Below are 18,093 nucleotides of genomic sequence, written 5' to 3'. Positions count from 1 at the left end.
AGTGCGCAGCGGGGGTTCTTTCATGTCCGAGGACGCGCTGGGAAGTCACCCCATGCGGCCAGCGGACTACTATGCGGCCTTGGACTAGAACATGCCCAAGAAACCGTGCACAAACAGCGCGGCCAGAGCGGCACCGATAAACGGCGCGATGCCAGGAACGAGCAGGCCGTACTTCCAGTTGTTGTCAGCCTTGTTCTTGATCGGCAGCACCTGATAGGCCATGCGAGGACCAAGGTCGCGTGCCTGGTTCATGGCGAAGCCGGTGATGCCACCCATGCCCATGCCAACGGCCCAAACGATCAGGCCGACGCAGATAGCGAGCATCAGAACGTTCTCGCCGGCGCGGCTAGCGGCAGCAAGGATGGCGCTGATGAACACAAAGGTGCAGATAGCCTCACAGAAGAAGTTGCGTGCATAGTTCGTGCCCTCGGTGGTGGGGTTGGTCGAGAAGATGTTGCGCTGGGCAATGGGGTCAACAACGCCCTCGGAAGCCTTGAACTCATCGGCATACATAAACCAAGCGATTACGGCGCCCACAAAGCCGCCGAGCATATCGGCAATCATGAAGGGGATGCAGCTGCTCCACGGCACCAGACCGACGATGCACTGGGCAAGCACCATAGCCGGGTTCATGCACACGGCGCCGCCAAAGACAAACAGGCAGACCGAGATGCCAAAAGACCAGGTGGTGATGGCAAACATGTGGCCGGAGCCCTGATACTTGGTGCCCTTAAGCACGGTATCGCAGTGTACGCCCACGCCAAAGATGATCATGAGGGCCGTTGCGCCGAATTCGCAGAGGAGTTTGGTAAGCATAAAACCTTATCTTTCTTGTCGGTTACAAACGATTCGTTTAGGCCGCGCGCTAGTGCTGGGCGACGACAACGCCCAGGCCATCGGGAATGACGGCCACCTTGGCATCGGCACCCTTCATTTCAAAGGCGAGCTTGAGCGCCTCCTCGAGGGTGTTGACCGGCGTCATATGCATATCCTTGAGCATCTGGTGATCGCACAGGTCGGTGACCATGATCACAGGGTGATGCGCCAAGATGCGGGCAAAGATCTGGCTCGTCCACTGGTCGGGCAGGGTCTCGTCCTTAGGACGGTCGATGCAGGCGCGCTCAAACTCTGCCGGATCGTTGTCAGCGATGTTGTGATAGAAGCCCTCGCCACCGTGACCATCGGCGCAACCGGCGACATCGATGATCACGCCGCCCTCGGGAAGTGTGGCCTCGGCAGCGCACATGCCCTTCACGGCCTGATAGACGTTCTGATCGAGCGGATAGCCACCGTTGGTGGTGATGGCAATCTCGCACTCGACGGGCTCAACGCCGGCAAGGCTCTTCACGAACTCGCAGCCGGCCTCGTGCGCCTTGTGAATGTCGCCGGCAAAGGAGCCGATGACCTCGTGCTTGCCGTTGAGCACCACGTTGAGCACAAAGGCAAGGTGAGCCATCTCGGCAGCGGCAAACATGTCCTCGCTCACGTGGTTGTGGCACAGGTTGCCGGCGCGCGAATGGGAATCGTTCACAAACTGGCCGTTGTGGTTGTACATGATGGTCTTGTAGCTGGCGATGCCGGGCAGCACGGACTTGCGGCTGCCAGAAAAACCGGCAAAGAAATGCGGCTCAATAAAGCCCTCGGCAAGCAATAGATCGCAATCGGCGGCAATCTTGTTGATGATGCACTCGCCACCAGAAGGCAGGGTGCCAATCTTTTCCATCATGCTGTCGTCGGTCGCGACGTGCATGACAATTTCCTCGTTGGCAACGATCTCCTCGCCATACTTGTTGACGAGTTCCTCGTGTGTCGACGGACGATGCATACCCGTAGCAACCAGAATGCGAACGCGCGCCTCAGGCGCAGCGGAGTGGATGTGATGCAACAGAATAGGCATCGTCACACGCGAGGGAACGGGGCGCGTATGGTCAGAGCTAATGATGACAATATCCTTCTTGCCAGCGCAAAGCTCCTCGAGCGAAGGCGATCCATAAGGGCTGGCAAGCGACTCCTCTACCAGCTCTTCCTGCGATTTTGCAGTCTTAAACTCGTTTTGGTGACCTTCCATCACACCCGCGAAGTTCTTATCCTCGAGCTCCAGATGCAATGTCTTGTGGTCAAACGGCAGTTCACATTCAAACAATGACGAGCGCCCTCTTCCTTTCAACTGACACACTAGATAAACCGTTGGAAGGATACGCTGATCACCGAAAAACGCTACCGTCCACCGAGTCGTTAACACAACGTTCATATTTGACCCACAATAAAACGGCCGCGATCCCAAACGGGACCGCGGCCTCCTGTCAAAGAAGCTATGGGCAGGGTGGATTACGCAGCGCAGAGGCAAACATCAATCCTATGGCATGCGCGTGTAAGCTATCTTGCATAAATAGGTCAATATACTGCATAGAATGACGTATTGGGTTTCGAACCGCAACATGGTAGCCCCCTCCGGAGCGTGCATTTTTGCGAGTATTCAGCATCGCAAGATAAGATTTTCGTGTCAAAAGTCTTTCAAAAGGTAGATCGTCCTCATGACTCGTCCCATCTGGATAACATGCGGCGAGAAACCAGCCATATATGAGCATCGCCAAGGCCCAATTGTCTTGCAAAATCATCAACAAAGGCAGCGAGGGCCGGCTATGGCCTTATGCATCGATCTTTGGCTGCTGAAAACTCCGTTTTTTGCACGTCGCCCCAGGCACCACCCTCACCCAGCGGCCTTCCGCCGAAGCTGGACATCGCAGGGCCCGCCATCAGTTTACTTTTAGGCACACTCCGCAGGACGCAAGAAGCCCTCGCCGCACTCCACGCTAAGCGCGAAGCGCGCCATTCTTCTCCTCAGCTTTAATTCCAGAGGACCGAGGACGAAGGGGCCCGACGGGTTTCCCTCTGAATGCATTCCGCAGCACGAAGCCCCCTTATCCGCAGCTCCGAAGGAGCAGGATAAGGGGGCTTCAAGTGCGAGGACGCATTCAGAGGGAAACCCGTCGGGCCCCGGTGAGAGCCACAGGGCTATCGATTACCCCGTGTTTTGCAGACCTGCCGAGACGCCGGTCACAGTCGAAAGAATCAGGCTCATGTACTCGGCCTTCTTCTCCTCGGCCATCTCGTCCTGGTTCATACGCACCTCGCGAAGGGCGCGGACCTGGGCGATGGACAGGGCGTCGACGTAGGGGTTACGCACGCGAACGGCACAGCCGAGCACGCGACGACGCTGCAGCGGCCACTCGTCACCAACGATGGCAAGGACCCACTTACGGGTGAGCTGCATCTCGGTAAAGACCTTCTTGGACAGATCATCGCGGTCGCCCAGATGCAGATACATCTTGGCAATGCGCTGATCGGTCTTAGCAATCGACATCTCGATGTTATCGATAAAGGTGCGGAAGAACGGCCACTCCTGGTAGGCAGCCTTGAGCTGGTCAAGATCGCCCAGCTGCTCGCAGGCGGTGCCCAGGCCGTACCAAGCGGCCAGGTTAATGCGTGCCTGGCTCCAGCTGAAAATCCACGGAATGGTACGCAGGTCGTCGAGCGACTTGGCACCCAAGCCGCGCTTGGCGGGACGCGAGCCAATCGGCAGCAGACCAACCTCGGTCAGCGGCGTCACAGTCGAGAACCACGGTGCAAAGTCCTCGGTGTTCAGCAGGTCCAGATAGCGCTCGTGGCTTGCGGCGTTGAGTTTCTCGGCCATATCCCAGAACTTCTGCGTGGTCTCGGTGTTGGTCTTCTCGACGCTCGGGGCCGACTGCAAAAGCGTTGCGGCGGCAACGGACTCAACATGGCGCTGAGCCAGCGTGCGGTTACCGTAACGGGCAAAGATGACCTCACCCTGCTCGGTGAGCTTAAAGAAGCAGTTGACCGAACCCTTGGGCTGCGCCAGTACGGCCTTGTTGGCCGGGCCGCCACCACGGCCCACGGCGCCGCCGCGACCGTGCATGAGCACCAGGTCGATATCGTTCTTCTCGGCCCACTTCGCGATGCGCTCCTGCGCGGAGTGCAGCGCAAGCATGGCCGTGGTAGGACCGGCATCCTTGGAGGAGTCGGAGTAACCCAGCATAACCTCCATGCGGCGGTTGGTCTGGGCAAGACGCTTCTGCACCACGGGCAGCGTAAGCATCTGGTCGAGCACGTCAACACAGCCCTCGAGGTCCTCGAGCTGCTCGAACAGCGGGATCACGTCGAGCTCGGGAACGTCCTCCTCGTGTGCGAAGGACAGGTGGGCCAGCTCAAAGACGTCGGCCACATGCTGGGCACTCTTGGTAAACGAGATGATGTAGCGGTGTGCCATCTTCTTGCCGTAGCGCTTTTGGATGGAGCCGATAGCGCGGAAGGTGTCGATGACCTCGCGCGTCATGGGCTGCAGGTCGCCATGGATACCGTTTTCGTGGATATCCTTAAGGGCGCGGGCATGCACCACGGAGTGCTGACGGAACTCCATCTCGACCATATGGAAGCCGAAGGACTCGACCTGCCAGATGATGGTCTGCACCGGGCCGTAGGCGGCACGGACGGCACCGCAGGCAGCCAGCGAACGCTGGACGACGCGCAGGTCATCCAGGAACTCGTCGGCGCTGTGATACATGGTGTCGGTGATACGGCGTACGGTGGCGTTCAGACGGTCGGCCATGACGAGCATGACGGCGCGATGCGGCTCGTGCTCGGAGATAAGCTCGGCACGGGCCGTGTAATGGGCACTCATCTCGACCTGATGGTTCCACAGGTTGATGAGCTCGGCAGACGGCTTGCTGTAGGTGGCCTCGAGCGTGAGGTTGCGGCCGATGCGGCGGCACTTGTCCTCGAGCTTGAGCACCATGTGGGTGAAGTACTTGGCGGCGACCTCACGGCTCACCTTGGCGGTAACGTTGGGGTTACCGTCGCGGTCGGAACCGATCCAGCTGCCGGGATGGAAGAACGCCGGGCACAGCGGCGGCACGGTACCGGCCTTGTCACCCAGCACCCAGTCGTCAAAGCGACGATAGATGACGGGGATGACGTCGAACAGCGTGTTGTCGAAGATGTCGATGATGGTATCGGCTTCCTCGACCGGCGTGGGCTTCTTGAGCGCGATGGGGCTCGTACGCACCAGGGCGTCGATCTCCTGCAGCATATGGCGCTCGTTCTCCACCAGGTCGGAGCCGCCCAGACGCGGACGCTCCTCCAGCAGGTTAGAGATACGGCGAATCTTGCCCTCGACGGCCTTGCGACGGGCCTCGGTGGGATGCGCGGTAAAGACGGGATGGAACTCAAGCTTGCCGAGCAGCTCGTTGGCGCCCTCGACACCCATCTCATCCACCAGCTGGTGATAGGCGACGGTGAGTTCGTTGGCGGGATCGACCTCGGTATCGGTCGATGCGCCGGCCTCACGCTCGCGCAGCTGCTTCACACGGTAATTCTCCTCCGACAGGTTTGCCAGATGGAAGAAGCTCGTAAAGGCGCGGACGATAACCTGCTGCTTATCGAGCGGTAGGCTGTCGATCAAATCGACGACCTCGCGAAACGCCACAGCAGTGGGCTCGTCGGCGGTGGGCACGCCCTGCTCGTCGACGGCCTCGTCGGCGGCACGGCTACCGGGGTTGCCGGCATTGGCCACAATCTCGGCCGACAGAATCTTGTCGAACAGGTCCGCGATCTCGGGATCATACTCGCTAAGCACACGGCGCTCCAGGCGCAGGAACAGCGCAAGGTTGTCGCGCAGCTCCTCGGGAATCTCAATCTCGGCGAGACGCTCCCTGGACTCGGCATTCGAGCCGATTCGGTTAACGAGGCGGTTGACCACGGCAGCGACGCGCGCCGCGGCTTCGGGTACAGACTGGTTGCTTAGGTTCTCAGCCACGTTTCCTCCCATTCCTCCTTCTATGCACGTAACATGCGGTATTCATTATAGGCACTTGAGAAACACTTTCGACACTGATTGCGCTTTACCACACAAAAGTATTTTCTGCATTGCAAGGCTTTTTGCCCCAAATGGTCGTATTTCTCGGTGGACGGCATATGCAAACGGGGACATTCCGCATAAAAGCGAAACACCCCCGTAACAATCGTTCGCCGCGAGCGGGACGCGTTAGCGGACCCGCAGCTCAAAATGATGCCCTACAGGCGCTCGCGAACCGCCTCGACCACGTTGGCCAGATCGACCAGCACCTCGTCATGGCTCTGCATGTCGCGCACCTTGACCTTGCCGGCGGCAAGCTCGTCGCCGCCCAAGACCAAAATGAGCTTAGCGCCCACCTTGTCGGCCTGCTTAAACTGAGCCTTGAGCGAACGACCCTGATAGTCTGCCTCGGTCACGATGCCTGCGGCGCGAAGCTTCTGCGTAATGGCAAAAACGTTCTGACGCAGTTCCCTGCCGGCGTTGGCAACGTAGACACACGGAGCCTCATCGGCACCCAGGTCGCTGCCAAAGGCCTGCAGGGCCAGCAGGGCGCGCTCAAAACCGACGGCGAAGCCGACACCGGCCGTGGGCTTGCCGCCCTCGAGCTCGACCAGGCCGTCGTAGCGGCCGCCGCCACCGATGGAGCCGACGCCGGCGCCGGGGGCCTCGACCTCAAAGACGGTACGGGTGTAGTAGTCCAGGCCGCGCACCAGGGTGGGGTCCTCGACATACTCGATGCCGGCGGCATCCAGATAGCGCTTGACCTGCTCGTAGTGCTCGCGGCACTCGTCGCACAGGTTGTCACCCATCAGCGGGGCCTCGGCCATGATCTCGCGGCAATGGTCGTTCTTGCAGTCGAAGGCGCGCAGCGGGTTGAGCTCGGCGCGCTCGCGGCACTCATCGCACATCTCGTCGGCGTGATCGAGAATGAACTGCTTGACCTGCTCGCGATAGGCCGGACGGCACTGGGCATCACCCATCGAGTTAATGAGCAGACGGAGCTTGGAAAGATCGAAGCCCAGACGCTTGTAGAACTCCATGAGCATAATGATGCACTCGGCGTCCGCAGCCGGATCGGGAGCACCGAGCCACTCGATGCCCACCTGATGGAACTGACGCAGGCGGCCCTTCTGGGGGCGCTCGCCGCGGAACATGGCCTCGGCATAGTAGGCCTTAAACGGCGTGGAGCCCTGGGGCACCAGGTTGTTCTCCACGACGGCGCGCACCACGCCGGCAGTGCCCTCGGGACGAAGCGCCAAGCGCTGTTTGGGCTTGAGCTTGGCATCGGTGCCCTCGGTAAAGACACGCTCCAGGTTGGCGCCGCTAAACACGCGGAACATCTCCTTGCGCACGACATCGGTCGACTGGCCGATGCCGTGGACAAACACGTCCACCTGCTCGATCGCGGGCGTCTCGATGGGCTTAAAGCCAAACGGCTCGAACACGCCGGCAGCAATCCGCTGCATCTTTTGCCAGGCGCGCATCTCGGCGCCGATAAGGTCGCGGGTTCCCTCCGCCTTCTGTGCCTGCATGGGCAAACACCTTTCTTTTAGTATCGCGTCATAGGTAGTGGTCATTATACGGCACAAAAACAAAACGCGGCGACGCGTCTGACCGAACGAGGGTATGGGGGCTCGTTCGGCCAGACGTGCCGCCGCTGCAGCCGATCCGCTTTCCTCCGCCCCCCTTCGAATCACACGATCTGTTGGGGACAGAGGAAAACGGATCATTTTGTATGCCCGTGGCCGCCTTGGAAACCGAATGATGGTACGAGCATCCATTCGGCTTCCAAGGCGGCCACGGACAGAACACGGGGCGAGCAGAAAAGAGCGACGGACGTCTACTCCCCCGCCACGCTCGCACGCAGCTTAGCGGCGATGGGCTCGGATGCCAGCAGGAATACGAGCATGACCACAGAACACACCAGGCACACGATCCAGGTGCTCGCAAAGGAGCCCGTGGCATCGAACAGCACGCCCGAGACAATGGCACCCACGGTGCCGCCGACCATCTCGAGCGAGGTAATGGTGCCCGTGACCTTGCCCAGATCGGCCATGCCAAACTGCTTGGACGCGGCGATAGTGGGCGTGATGGTGCCCATGCACGTTCCGACACCAAAGCTCACGGCAGCCACGATGGGACCAAGATCGGTCGCGGGGAAGCACAGGGCGACGCAGGCGATAATGCACGCAACGGATCCCAACACGTTGCCAAAACGTAGGCCAAAGCGATCGTAAATGACGCCGAGCGAAATCTTGGCGATAACGACGGTGACCATATAGGCCGAAAGCACAGTGCCCGCCCACACGGGGTCGTGACCGCCCGTGACAATCTTGGCGCCGTTGACGGTAACGCTCGTCATGTTGGTGACCTGGTTGGGCAAGATGGCACCGTTAACGAGGCCCATAAAGAGAAAGGCGACGACAAGCAGCCAAAACGCCGGGCTCTTCTTGATGCGAGACCAACCGACGTTAACCTCGGGAGCCGTGTGCTCGTCCTTGTCGCCAGCTGTCGAGACGGACGGATCGCCCGGGTTCTCGCCGAGCGGCTTAAGGCCTATCTCAGAAGGCTTGGTGCGGAAGGAATAGGCCGTGATGGGCAGCGCCGCCACCATGCAGATGGCCGCGAGCACCAGGAAGGCGGAACGCCAGCCAACGCTCACGATAAGCGAGCTCACGGTGGGAGACAGAATAGCGCCTCCAAAGCCCGAGCCCGAAAGTGCTATGGAGATCGCAAGACCTCGCTTGGCCGTAAACCAGTTGGCGGTCACAAGGCTAATGAGCAGGCGGGTCGAGGCGACGGCAAAGCAGCCCGAGACGGCAAAGAGCACGTAGACCTGCCACAGCTCACCGACAAAGCTCATCCCGGCAAGAACGGCAGAGGTGGCGATAACGGTAAGGGAACCCAAGATGCGACCGCTCACTTTGTCGGCAACATGGCCAATGACAAGCGAGCCGACAACGCTCACCACGGTTGAGATGGCGTTGGAGATGTTGTACTGAGCAAGGGAAATGCCCAAGTCGCTCACGATAAGCGGCTGAAACAGGCTCATGCAGTTAACGAAAATCGTGTAACACGTGGCCATGATGACAAAGCCGGAGGCCACGACGAGCCAACCGGGGAAGAATTTATGCTGCTGGGACATGGATTACTCCTTGTGGTCGGCGATATAGCCCAGGGCGACCGCCGCATAAGCCGCGGCGCCGAGCGGCAACTCGGCATCGCTAAAGCGTGCCTTGGGATGGTGCTGGGCAAAGTGCTCGTCCGTATCGGTCACAGCCGCACCGAACGTAAAGTACGCGCTCGGTATCTCGCTCGAGATAAGCGCAAAGTCCTCGCTCGCCATGGCATGGAACAGCGGCAGGAAGGCGGCCTTGGGCAACGTCGCACCCACATAGCCAAGCGAAGCCTGGGTCATATCGTCATCGAGCACGAGCGGGGGAACATCCGAGAGCGTCTCGATAGTCGCCGGCGTACGATAAGTCGTGGCAACGCCTTTGACGACCTCCGCGATGCGGGTCTTGAGGTGCTCCATGAGCTCAACGTCAAAGCCGCGCAATGTTCCCTCGAGCACGCAGGTGTCGGGAATCACATTGGCCGCTTGGCCACCGGCAAACTTACCCACGGTGAGTGCGACCTCCTTGGCCGCCGGCACCTCGCGAGCGATAAGCTCCTGGAGCGCCAGGTGCACATGCACGCCTGCCGTGATGGGGTCGATGCAGATCTCGGGACTCGAACCGTGGCCGCCCTTGCCCTGCAGCGTAATGCGGAAACCGTACACGCCCGAAAGCGCCGGGCTGCCGTAGAGCACCAGGCCAAGCGGCGACTGGCTGTTGACATGCATGGCAAAAGCCGCCTGAGGACGCGGGTTCTCGAGCAAGCCGTCGGCGATGGCAGCACGTGCCCCCTCAAAGGTCTCCTCGCCCGGCTGGAACAACAGCTTGACGGTGGCATTGGCGTCGACAAGCGCGGCCTCGCGAGCCTTGAGCAGGCGCGCCGCACCAAGCAGCGCCGTCGCGTGCATATCGTGACCGCAAGCATGCATGCAGCCATTGGTAGATGCAAAGGGCTCGCCGGATTCCTCGACAACGGGCAGGGCATCCATGTCGCCGCGCAGCATAACGACCGTACCGGCCTGTTCGTCCGTGCAGACGCCATTGCCCTGGGCCGCGGCGGCACCGGCACCGACAAGGCCCACAACGCAGGAACCATCGACGAGCGTGGAAAATGGGATGTCCATCTCGTTCAGGCGCGCTTGGATATACGCAGAGGTCTGTGGGAGATCGTTACCGAGTTCGGGCATCCGATGCAGATCGTGACGCCATGCGGCAAGCTCATCGGCAAAAGCCTGAGCCTCTTTGACCAGACCGTCGCCAATGGCGGCTTGCGCCGCCGCTGAGGTCTGAAGCGCTGGTTGTGGTTGGAAATCGGACAGAGCTGGTGCCATAGATGCCCTCCAGTAAGGTTTTAGCAGCAAGCACTTTCGTACTCTAAAGTGCAAGGCATAACTTTAAAGGCGACGCATAAAAAACGCCGCCCCAGAGGGACGGCGCAACAGATTGTTTACAAACGCGCTCGCGGCTTTTTACGCAACTCTCTGTTAGACCAGCATTGACGTAGCCGCTCCCTGCCGTTGCCAATAGTCCCAGAAGGGCTGGGGACGATCGATCATCTGGCGCCTCGTATGCTCGTAGAAGCCGCAGGCGCTCTGGCCGGAAAGCGTCTGAAGCCCGTCTGCGTCCGAGCGCCTTGCCTGCTCGATCCAAAGGAACCAGGAGAGGTAGTGGTCCAGCCACTTGGTGGATACGCCGTGGAATGGGGCAAGGAAGATGCGCAGCCTCTGGTGCATCGCGTTGACCATGCCAAGCTCGCCGTCCTTCTGCAGGCGCGTGTCGGTGGCGGCATGCTCGGTGATGCCGAGGGCGGGAAGCACGCGCTTGTAGCCCTGATGGGCGTCGGTCGCCACCCAGGTGCCAGGACCGAGACCCTTGATGGCGTCTCTCAGGGCCTCATCCTTCGGCCTTCCCCTGTCGGCCACGCGGCAGAGCTCGTCTCCGGCATCATTGGCTCCGCAGATGACGCAGACCTTGAGGTTGGAGATGCCGCGCGCATGGACGGCGCCGCCGTGCTTGTGGGGCTTCCTCGGCATCTTGGCAGCACTCCTTGCCCTGTTTCCCGTGAGGGACTCGTCGAGGTAGGCGCCGTCTACCTGCCAGGAGACCGAAGGTCCGGTCCTGAAGGCGAGAAGCGAGCGCTCCATAACCTCGCAGAGTCTCATGCGCATGAACCAGGAGGTCCTGAGGCACACATGGCACGTCTTCGCGCACTGCCTCAGGCTTGAGCCCGAAAGCGTTGCTTCCACGAAGAGCGCCCAGGTCGTGGCATCGAGCTTCGAGGCGGCGAGCAGGCCCCTGCTCTTGGACGAGAATGTCCTCCCGCACCCCTTGCAGAGCCAGCGCTGGGAGCCGTCGGCATTGTGCCCTTTCCTGATGAAGGAGGAAGAGCCGCACCGGGGGCATGATCTGGGCGTCGCGCCATCTGCCTGCTTGCCAAGCTCGCGCGCGACCGCCGCCTTCGTGGCACAGATGAGATCACGCTTCTCCCCGAGGGAGAGCCCCTCCATCTCATGGAGTATGATGTCCAGCATCCCGTCCCCGTCTCTTCGATGTTGATGTTTGGCGACATTCATCTTAGGGCGGGGACGGGACATTATTACGTCAACGCTGGTCTAACGGAGAGTTTCAGAAAAGGTGTTGCCCAGATTCTTTCAGGATTCTATACCTGCCGAGTTCGTGGAGCTGTCCCGTAGGAAGAAACGGACTCAGACACCTGAAAATAACTGACAGTTTTGCCAATATTTGTAGAGACAGCATGAATAGCAGCTGCGGTCCGCACAATTCCGAGCTTGATTGTAGGAGTATTCATAACGATAAGCGCTACTAAATAGTTCTCAAAACTAAGGGATAGCGATAGGCACAGATTAGGGCGGATAGATGAAATTGGGGAGAGGGAGCGGCACTGCTCTTATTGCAGCAATGTGCGCCATTGTTCTGGCATTGTTCCTGGTGCCTATACGTACCTTTGCGGGCGAGGAAAGCGCAGCGGAGACTGCGGCATCGGCAGATGCCACCGTCACGCCATCCGCAGACGATAGTGCAGGGACTGCCGGCAGCTCCACAGGCAGCACGTCTGCCAAAGCAGCCGCAGGCACTTCGTCTGCATCAGAAACGGCAGGTGCCAGCCCTTCTTCCTCTTCAGCATCTTCTGATACGTCGTCCTCTTCGAGCGCTTCTGAAGACCCTGGGAGCTCAAGCTCTTCTGCTGGCGAGCAGAGCAGTTCTGATAATGCTGCCACGACACTTGCTGCACAGATTCTGGCATCGCCCTTGACGGCGACAGGCGGCATCGAAATCAAATACGACACAGCTACCGAGATTCATTATGTTGTGGATTCAGAAAGCGCCAATGGCCGCATCATCCTCTACTGCATGAACAACTCGTCGCACTGGCCGCATACCGCGCCGACCATTCCGACCGTGCCTTCCTACATCCAAGGCTATCTGACGCCGGATAAATTCAAGTCCCCGGAAGACTACGAAGCGTGCATGAACAAGCTTCTCGCTATTCTCTATGCTGGCTATCCCTATAACGGCTTGAACATGTATCAGATCGTTGATAAGGCCACCGGCATCACCGAGGACCAGTTCAATGCAATGCTTACGGTGCCTGATGTCCTGCGCACCGATTTCCCTAGCACCATCGGCAACGAAGTATTTTCCTACGATGACTACACGAACAAGAACACCGATCACCTTAACAGGCTGAGCGAATTCATCCAGCAGGTCATCATGATGAGCCTCAGAAATACGACGAGCACTTCTGGCCTCACGGCAGCCCAGATCCAGTCGATGCCGTTCTATCAAGCGGCGCTGTGCCTTGCCTGGTCGGACTCGTACAACACCACGCCGCTCGGCATGTATGACGCGCTTCACTCGGGCGAGTACTACGTCACCGAGGCACAGGCCTACGAGGCCACCCAGTATGCCATCTGGGCGGCGCTCGGCGACTACGGCATCGAATACAACACGCTCAAGTCGGATAGCAGCGAGGTCACGCAGAAGGCGCTTGCCGTCAAGCTCCTCAACTACGCGACCGCCGACCAGGTTCTGCGCAGCGAACCCGATGAATCCAACGTGTCGATCACAGGCGATGCGGCCTTTGTCTACGATCCCAGTTCGGGTACGTGGAAGACAGGGGCTCTCAAGATCGCCGAAGGCACGAACTACAACGGCATGTACACGCTCACGCTGCCTGATGGCGTGACGGCCCAGACGGCAAATGGGTCAACAGTGACAAGCATCGCCGCAGGAATTTCGTTCTATCTGGTCTCCTCGACCAAGCCAACATCGACCGACATGAAGATTACGGCATCGAGCACGCTCACCTGGCTGCAGGAATACCGCCAGTACTCGCCCAATCCCGAAACCTATACTGCCTCTGACGGCAAGAATTTCCAGCACATGATCGGCGCTGTCATCAAACAGAAGCCGGTGAGTGCCATGCTCACGCTCATCCCTGCAAAGGAGGGCAGCCTCACTGTCTCTAAGTCGGTAGAAGGGGAGACGGGCTCCGCAGCTTCGTTCTCTTTCACGGTCACGCTGGGCAACACTGCCATCAACGGGCAATACGGGGATATGGCGTTCACGAACGGCGTGGCGACTGTCACTTTGAAGAACGGCGAATCTGCAACGGCCGAGCATCTGCCTGCAGGGACGACCTATACGGTTACAGAAACCGAAAATGCAGACTACTCGCCTGACAAGACTGTCGATACGGGCGCGATTGTGAAGGACGCGACCGCTACGGCTGCCTTCACCAACACCCGCCTCTACAAGCTTACGGTGAGCAAGACTGTCTCGGGCCAGGCGGCAGATGCTTCGCAGACCTTTGCCTTCACGGTCACGCTGAAGGGTGCGGACGGAAAGCCGCTCTCCGGCACGTATGCCTATACCGGTGGCTCGGTGTCAGGCTCTTCTGCCACAGCTCCTGCAAATGGCACGATCACGTTCGACGCCAACGGCGAGGGGCCGGTCAGCCTGAGCAGCGGCCAGCAGATCACGATCGTGGGCATCCCCTCCGGCAGCAGCTATACGGTGGAAGAGGCCACGAGCGATGAGGACAATGCCCTGAAGTACGACGTCACATACAACGGAGCGCAGGCTGTCCCTTCAGGCACGCTTTCGGCCGATGCGACCGTCGCTGTCACCAATACAGTACAGGTTGGCACCCTCTCGGTAACCAAGCATGTGGAGGGCGAAGTGAACTCCACGAAGAATTTCACCTTTACGGTGAAGCTCGGCGGATCGGGTGCAACCCTCACGGGCACATACGGCGGCATGGAATTCTCCAACGGAGTGGCAAACTTCACGCTTGCTGACGGCCAGACTAAAACCGCATCGGATCTGCCGGCAGGTGCTACCTATGAAGTGACCGAGGAGTCGAACGATAGCTACACCACAACATTCGAGAATGCGTCAGGCACGATTGCAAAGGATGAAACGTCTCAGGCAAGCTTCACCAACACGCGCAGCATGTCTTCGCTTCCTCTTACCGGATCTGATGGAGTGGGACCGTCCTACCTTGCAGGCATTGCCGTGCTTGCTGGCGCGGCAGTCTGGATGCACATCCGCCGCAATGCTTCTGCGAAGGGTGGTGATGGCCGTGACTAGGAAGAACAACTTCTCTGCTATCAAGCACTGCCTCGTCCTCGCTGCCATCACAGCGTTCGCGCTCCTTCTCGCTATGCCTGGCCGTGCATATGCATCGGGTGCCGGAAATCTGACCGTCAATGCTGCCGATGGCTCATCGACTGAATTTGTCGCCTACCAGATCTTCGCTGCCGATGTGGCAGATGGCTCGAATGGCACGAAGACTGTCGCGAACATCGCGTGGGCAACCGACACAGTCGCCTCGGTTGTCCCCGAGGCAATCAAGAGCGTCAATCCGTCTGTAAACGTCGAGAGCATCGCAGATGCAGACGATGCTGCTGAATGGATCAGAAACAATGTCCAGAGCGGCTCTGCTGCTGCCCAGGGCTCTGTTCCCAACGCAATCGCTTCGGCCCTTATGCAGACATCAGCTGGTGGGGAGGCCCTTGAAGCAGGCGTGTCCAAGCCTTTGAGCGCAGGCTACTGGATTGTCATGAGCAAAGATTCGAGCGTCGGCCAGGACCAGTCTGGTACTTCTGCCATCCTTGTGGTGGTCGGCGGCTCCGATGTGACGGTTGCTGCCAAGTCCGGCGTGCCGACGGTGGAAAAGCAGGTGCTCGAGGACTCGAACGATACCTGGCAGAAGCAGGCAGATGCCACGGCAGGAGACGACCTTTACTGGCGTCTCGATGCGACAGTGCCTTCCATTCTCTCGAGCTACACCTCCTACAAGATCGTCTTCGATGACACGCTTGGTGCTGGCCTTGCCGAGCCTTCCGATATCCATGTCTATATTGCTCTTGCAGCTGAAGATGTGTGGGAGGCAGGCCTTGAGGTTTCCCAAGGCTGGACAGAGCTCGATGATGAGGAATATGCATATACCTATACGCCCGCAGCAGATGGCGGAAGCTTCAAGGTTGCGCTCGATCTGATGGAGGCTATCAAGGCCCATGCAATCGATGCCTCCCAAGGAGTGCAGGTTGTCGTTGTCTATGATGCGCCCCTGAGTGCATCTCTCGGGACCGGCATGGGGAACGGCAACGTGAACACTGTCACGCTCATCTATCCAAAGTCGACCTATTCGACTGAGACAACCACTACACAGGAATCCAAGGCGGTTGCCTATAGCTGGAACCTCACCCTCACGAAGCGCGATGCAGACGGGGGCACGCCGCTGTCCGGAGCGGTGCTGAGGATCAGAGACGACAAGGGACGCTATCTGACCCCGGATGGTACCTGGTCTTCTGATGAGACGACGGTCACGACAGGGAGTGACGGTACAATCTCTGCCAGAGGTGTCGATGCAGGCACCTTCATAGTGGAGGAAGTCTCGGCACCGTCTGGATACCAGGCATTTGCGGGGACGCGGACCATCACGCTAGCGGTTCCTTATGAGCCGAACCAGATTGTGTCTGGCCCTGCTACGGGGAACTCAGCTGCAGCTGAGCTTTCTGCTGAATCTCCGCTCAAAGCGTCTGGCTTCGATAGCGCGAGCGGCATAGCTACGGTATCGGTGCCCAATGCACATGAAGAGACTTCCATTCTCGAGAAGCTTGGTCTTCCCGACATGAGCGATCTGAACCCTTCTGGCCTTGCTCTGGGGCTTGTGGTCCTAGGAGCAGCCATTCTGATAGCGGCAGGCGTTCTCAGAAGAAGAGGGGGAGACAAGCACTAGGTACGGACGCGGAATGCAGCAAACATCCTGCGATTGCAGACAGACGTAGATTCGTGTACGAAATAAATGGAGGACACTATGAAGCAGCACACACGCATTGCCGCCAAGGCCATAGCAGCAGGCCTGAGCTTTGCGTTGACGATGGGGGGCGTGGCAGCACCGGTCACGATCGCACTGGCAGACGACACAAGCACTTCTGCGAGTGACACCACGACGACCGCGGCTAGCAAGACGGGCTCTGTGACCATCGAGAAGAACGCTAACAACACCTCCGATACCACGACGACGATCGGCTATCAGATCTTCAAGGCCGATGTCGTGCAAAACGGGACATCGAAGACCGCCTCGAATATCGCCTGGGCAAGCGATGAGGTCGCAACCGTGGTCAATGCCCAGATCAAAGCGCTCGACAGCTCCTATATGGGAACGAAGGCCCAGGAAGCCGCAGACTACCTGGCGACGCATCTTCCTGCGGAAGGAAGCTCTGGCACGAGCACGATCATCGAGAGCGGAAAGCTCTATTCCAATATCGCTAACGCCCTGCGTGCTGACACGAACCTGACCCCGACGACGCTCATGATCGGTGTGGCGCAAAACCTCTCCGCAGGCTACTGGCTCTTCCTGACTGACACAACATCGACCGCCAATACGGACTCCGCATCCAAGGTCAACCAGGTGGGCACCGCTCCCATCTACGCAGTGGTAGGCGGCAGCGCCCTCACCATTTCGCCCAAGACCGACCTTCCCACGGTGACCAAGGAAGTGAAGAACGACGCGACGGGCGCCGAATGGAGCAACGTCGCCGATTCACAGGTAGGCCAGAACCTGCAGTATCGTCTGACCGGCACGGTCGCCGACGCACTGCCCAGCTACACCACCTACTACTACAAGTTCACCGATACCCTTTCCGCCGGCCTTACTGCTGATAGCACGTCTGTTGAGGTCACGGTGAAAACGGACGGGACGGAGTATGCGGTCGCGTCAACTTCATACAAGACGTCGCTTGCGTCCAACACCGACAGCACGAGCACGCTCGGTGTGGAGTTCACCGACCTCAAGAACCTGAAAGAGAAGGATGACCCCAATACAACGATTCCGGTGAATACAACCACCCATGTGTATGTGACCTATAACGCCAAGCTCGATAAGGACAAGGCGTACAAGGTGGCCAGCGACTACAACGACAACTCCGTCACGCTCACCTATTCCAACAACCCCGGTACCGACAGCAAGGGCGATACTACGCCATCGAGCGTGCGCGACTACACCTACAAGCTCAATCTGGTGAAGGTCGACAGCTCGCAGCAGAGCACGAAGCTTTCCGGCGCGAAGTTCACCATCCAGGCGAAGAATCCCGATGAGGGCGCCGGTACGCAGACGCAGTACGTGCAGGCAGATGGTACCCTGGGTACCGACGCTCACGTATTCACGACGAGTGACGACGGCTCCATTTCCGTGTCTGGCCTCGATGTGGGCACCTACACGGTGGTCGAAACTCAGGCTCCGGATGGCTACAACACGGTACCGAGCTTCGATTTCTCGATTACGGCTACCTACGAGAATGGCGCACTCACCAAGGTCGGTGCGAGCACCACGAACGCCACCGCTGCCGACGCCTCGGTGGGCAGCGATAACGCCGTCACCGTCACCGTCAAGGACAAGGCGGGCATGAGCCTGCCCCTTACCGGCCAGGCGGGCGTGACCCTTACCTGGGTTGCCGGCGGTGTCGTCCTTGCCTTCGGTATCACGCACCTTGTGCGTTCCCGCAAGCGTGACGAGAACAGCGCTGAGTAGCATCTGCCCTGCACGTCATTCATGCTCTGGCAGGCCCCGCT

The 18,093-nt window shown here is 59.3% G+C and carries 10 protein-coding genes; 3 read left to right on the top strand and 7 right to left on the bottom strand.

Features of this window, described 5'->3' with window-relative positions; translation table 11 throughout:
• Window positions 1–84: 84 nt before the first annotated feature.
• The 7 genes from larD to ACQRAP_RS07705 all read right to left on the bottom strand — a co-directional run bounded on the left by larD (window position 85) and on the right by ACQRAP_RS07705 (window position 11,522).
• The gene (gene larD, locus ACQRAP_RS07735; protein WP_427719871.1) at window positions 85–816 is read right to left on the bottom strand and encodes a D/L-lactic acid transporter LarD; all 732 of its coding nucleotides are present in this window, start codon (window positions 814–816) and stop codon (window positions 85–87) included.
• 49 nt (window positions 817–865) lie between these two features.
• A complete protein-coding gene (larA, locus tag ACQRAP_RS07730; RefSeq protein ID WP_427795311.1) occupies window positions 866–2,143 on the bottom strand; it encodes a nickel-dependent lactate racemase in 1,278 nt (425 codons plus the stop codon).
• An 879-nt stretch (window positions 2,144–3,022) separates the two neighbouring features.
• Window positions 3,023–5,836 (bottom strand): phosphoenolpyruvate carboxylase, encoded by a 2,814-nt coding sequence (locus ACQRAP_RS07725; protein WP_370450652.1) that lies wholly within the window; start codon window positions 5,834–5,836, stop codon window positions 3,023–3,025.
• A 257-nt stretch (window positions 5,837–6,093) separates the two neighbouring features.
• The gene (gene hisS, locus ACQRAP_RS07720; RefSeq protein WP_427795310.1) at window positions 6,094–7,407 is read right to left on the bottom strand and encodes a histidine--tRNA ligase; all 1,314 of its coding nucleotides are present in this window, start codon (window positions 7,405–7,407) and stop codon (window positions 6,094–6,096) included.
• 308 nt (window positions 7,408–7,715) lie between these two features.
• Window positions 7,716–9,020 carry an MFS transporter gene (locus tag ACQRAP_RS07715; protein WP_427729190.1) on the bottom strand — a complete coding sequence of 435 codons (1,305 nt, stop codon included), beginning with the start codon at window positions 9,018–9,020 and terminating at the stop codon, window positions 7,716–7,718.
• Between the two features lie 3 nt (window positions 9,021–9,023).
• Window positions 9,024–10,322: a M20 family metallopeptidase gene (locus ACQRAP_RS07710; protein WP_427795309.1), complete on the bottom strand. Its 1,299-nt coding sequence runs from the start codon at window positions 10,320–10,322 to the stop codon at window positions 9,024–9,026.
• A 153-nt stretch (window positions 10,323–10,475) separates the two neighbouring features.
• Window positions 10,476–11,522 carry an IS1595 family transposase gene (locus ACQRAP_RS07705; protein WP_427795308.1) on the bottom strand — a complete coding sequence of 349 codons (1,047 nt, stop codon included), beginning with the start codon at window positions 11,520–11,522 and terminating at the stop codon, window positions 10,476–10,478.
• A gap of 346 nt (window positions 11,523–11,868) precedes the next feature.
• On the opposite strand from ACQRAP_RS07705, the gene ACQRAP_RS07700 reads away from it, so the two are divergent.
• The 3 genes from ACQRAP_RS07700 to ACQRAP_RS07690 all read left to right on the top strand — a co-directional run bounded on the left by ACQRAP_RS07700 (window position 11,869) and on the right by ACQRAP_RS07690 (window position 18,052).
• Window positions 11,869–14,604, top strand: a complete 2,736-nt coding sequence (locus tag ACQRAP_RS07700) for a DUF7601 domain-containing protein (protein WP_427795307.1) — start codon at window positions 11,869–11,871, stop codon at window positions 14,602–14,604.
• The gene (locus ACQRAP_RS07695) at window positions 14,597–16,258 is read left to right on the top strand and encodes a SpaA isopeptide-forming pilin-related protein (protein WP_427795305.1); all 1,662 of its coding nucleotides are present in this window, start codon (window positions 14,597–14,599) and stop codon (window positions 16,256–16,258) included. The genes ACQRAP_RS07700 and ACQRAP_RS07695 overlap by 8 nt, the downstream gene beginning before the upstream one ends.
• A gap of 78 nt (window positions 16,259–16,336) precedes the next feature.
• Window positions 16,337–18,052 (top strand): SpaA isopeptide-forming pilin-related protein, encoded by a 1,716-nt coding sequence (locus ACQRAP_RS07690; RefSeq protein WP_427795304.1) that lies wholly within the window; start codon window positions 16,337–16,339, stop codon window positions 18,050–18,052.
• Window positions 18,053–18,093 lie beyond the last annotated feature (41 nt).

Source organism: Collinsella sp. SGI.180 (assembly GCF_050313455.1).
GTDB lineage: Bacteria > Actinomycetota > Coriobacteriia > Coriobacteriales > Coriobacteriaceae > Collinsella.
This window is presented reverse-complemented; position numbering and strand designations above follow the sequence as displayed.

What these genes read in the sequence shown, in the direction of transcription:
- ACQRAP_RS07715 (WP_427729190.1), bottom strand. Translation starts at nt 9,020, where the DNA reads ATGTCCCAGCAGCATAAATTCTTCCCCGGTTGGCTCGTCGTGGCCTCC.
- ACQRAP_RS07710 (WP_427795309.1), bottom strand. Translation starts at nt 10,322, where the DNA reads ATGGCACCAGCTCTGTCCGATTTCCAACCACAACCAGCGCTTCAGACC.
- larD (WP_427719871.1), bottom strand. Translation starts at nt 816, where the DNA reads ATGCTTACCAAACTCCTCTGCGAATTCGGCGCAACGGCCCTCATGATC.
- hisS (WP_427795310.1), bottom strand. Translation starts at nt 7,407, where the DNA reads ATGCAGGCACAGAAGGCGGAGGGAACCCGCGACCTTATCGGCGCCGAG.
- ACQRAP_RS07690 (WP_427795304.1), top strand. Translation starts at nt 16,337, where the DNA reads ATGAAGCAGCACACACGCATTGCCGCCAAGGCCATAGCAGCAGGCCTG.
- ACQRAP_RS07705 (WP_427795308.1), bottom strand. Translation starts at nt 11,522, where the DNA reads ATGCTGGACATCATACTCCATGAGATGGAGGGGCTCTCCCTCGGGGAG.
- ACQRAP_RS07700 (WP_427795307.1), top strand. Translation starts at nt 11,869, where the DNA reads ATGAAATTGGGGAGAGGGAGCGGCACTGCTCTTATTGCAGCAATGTGC.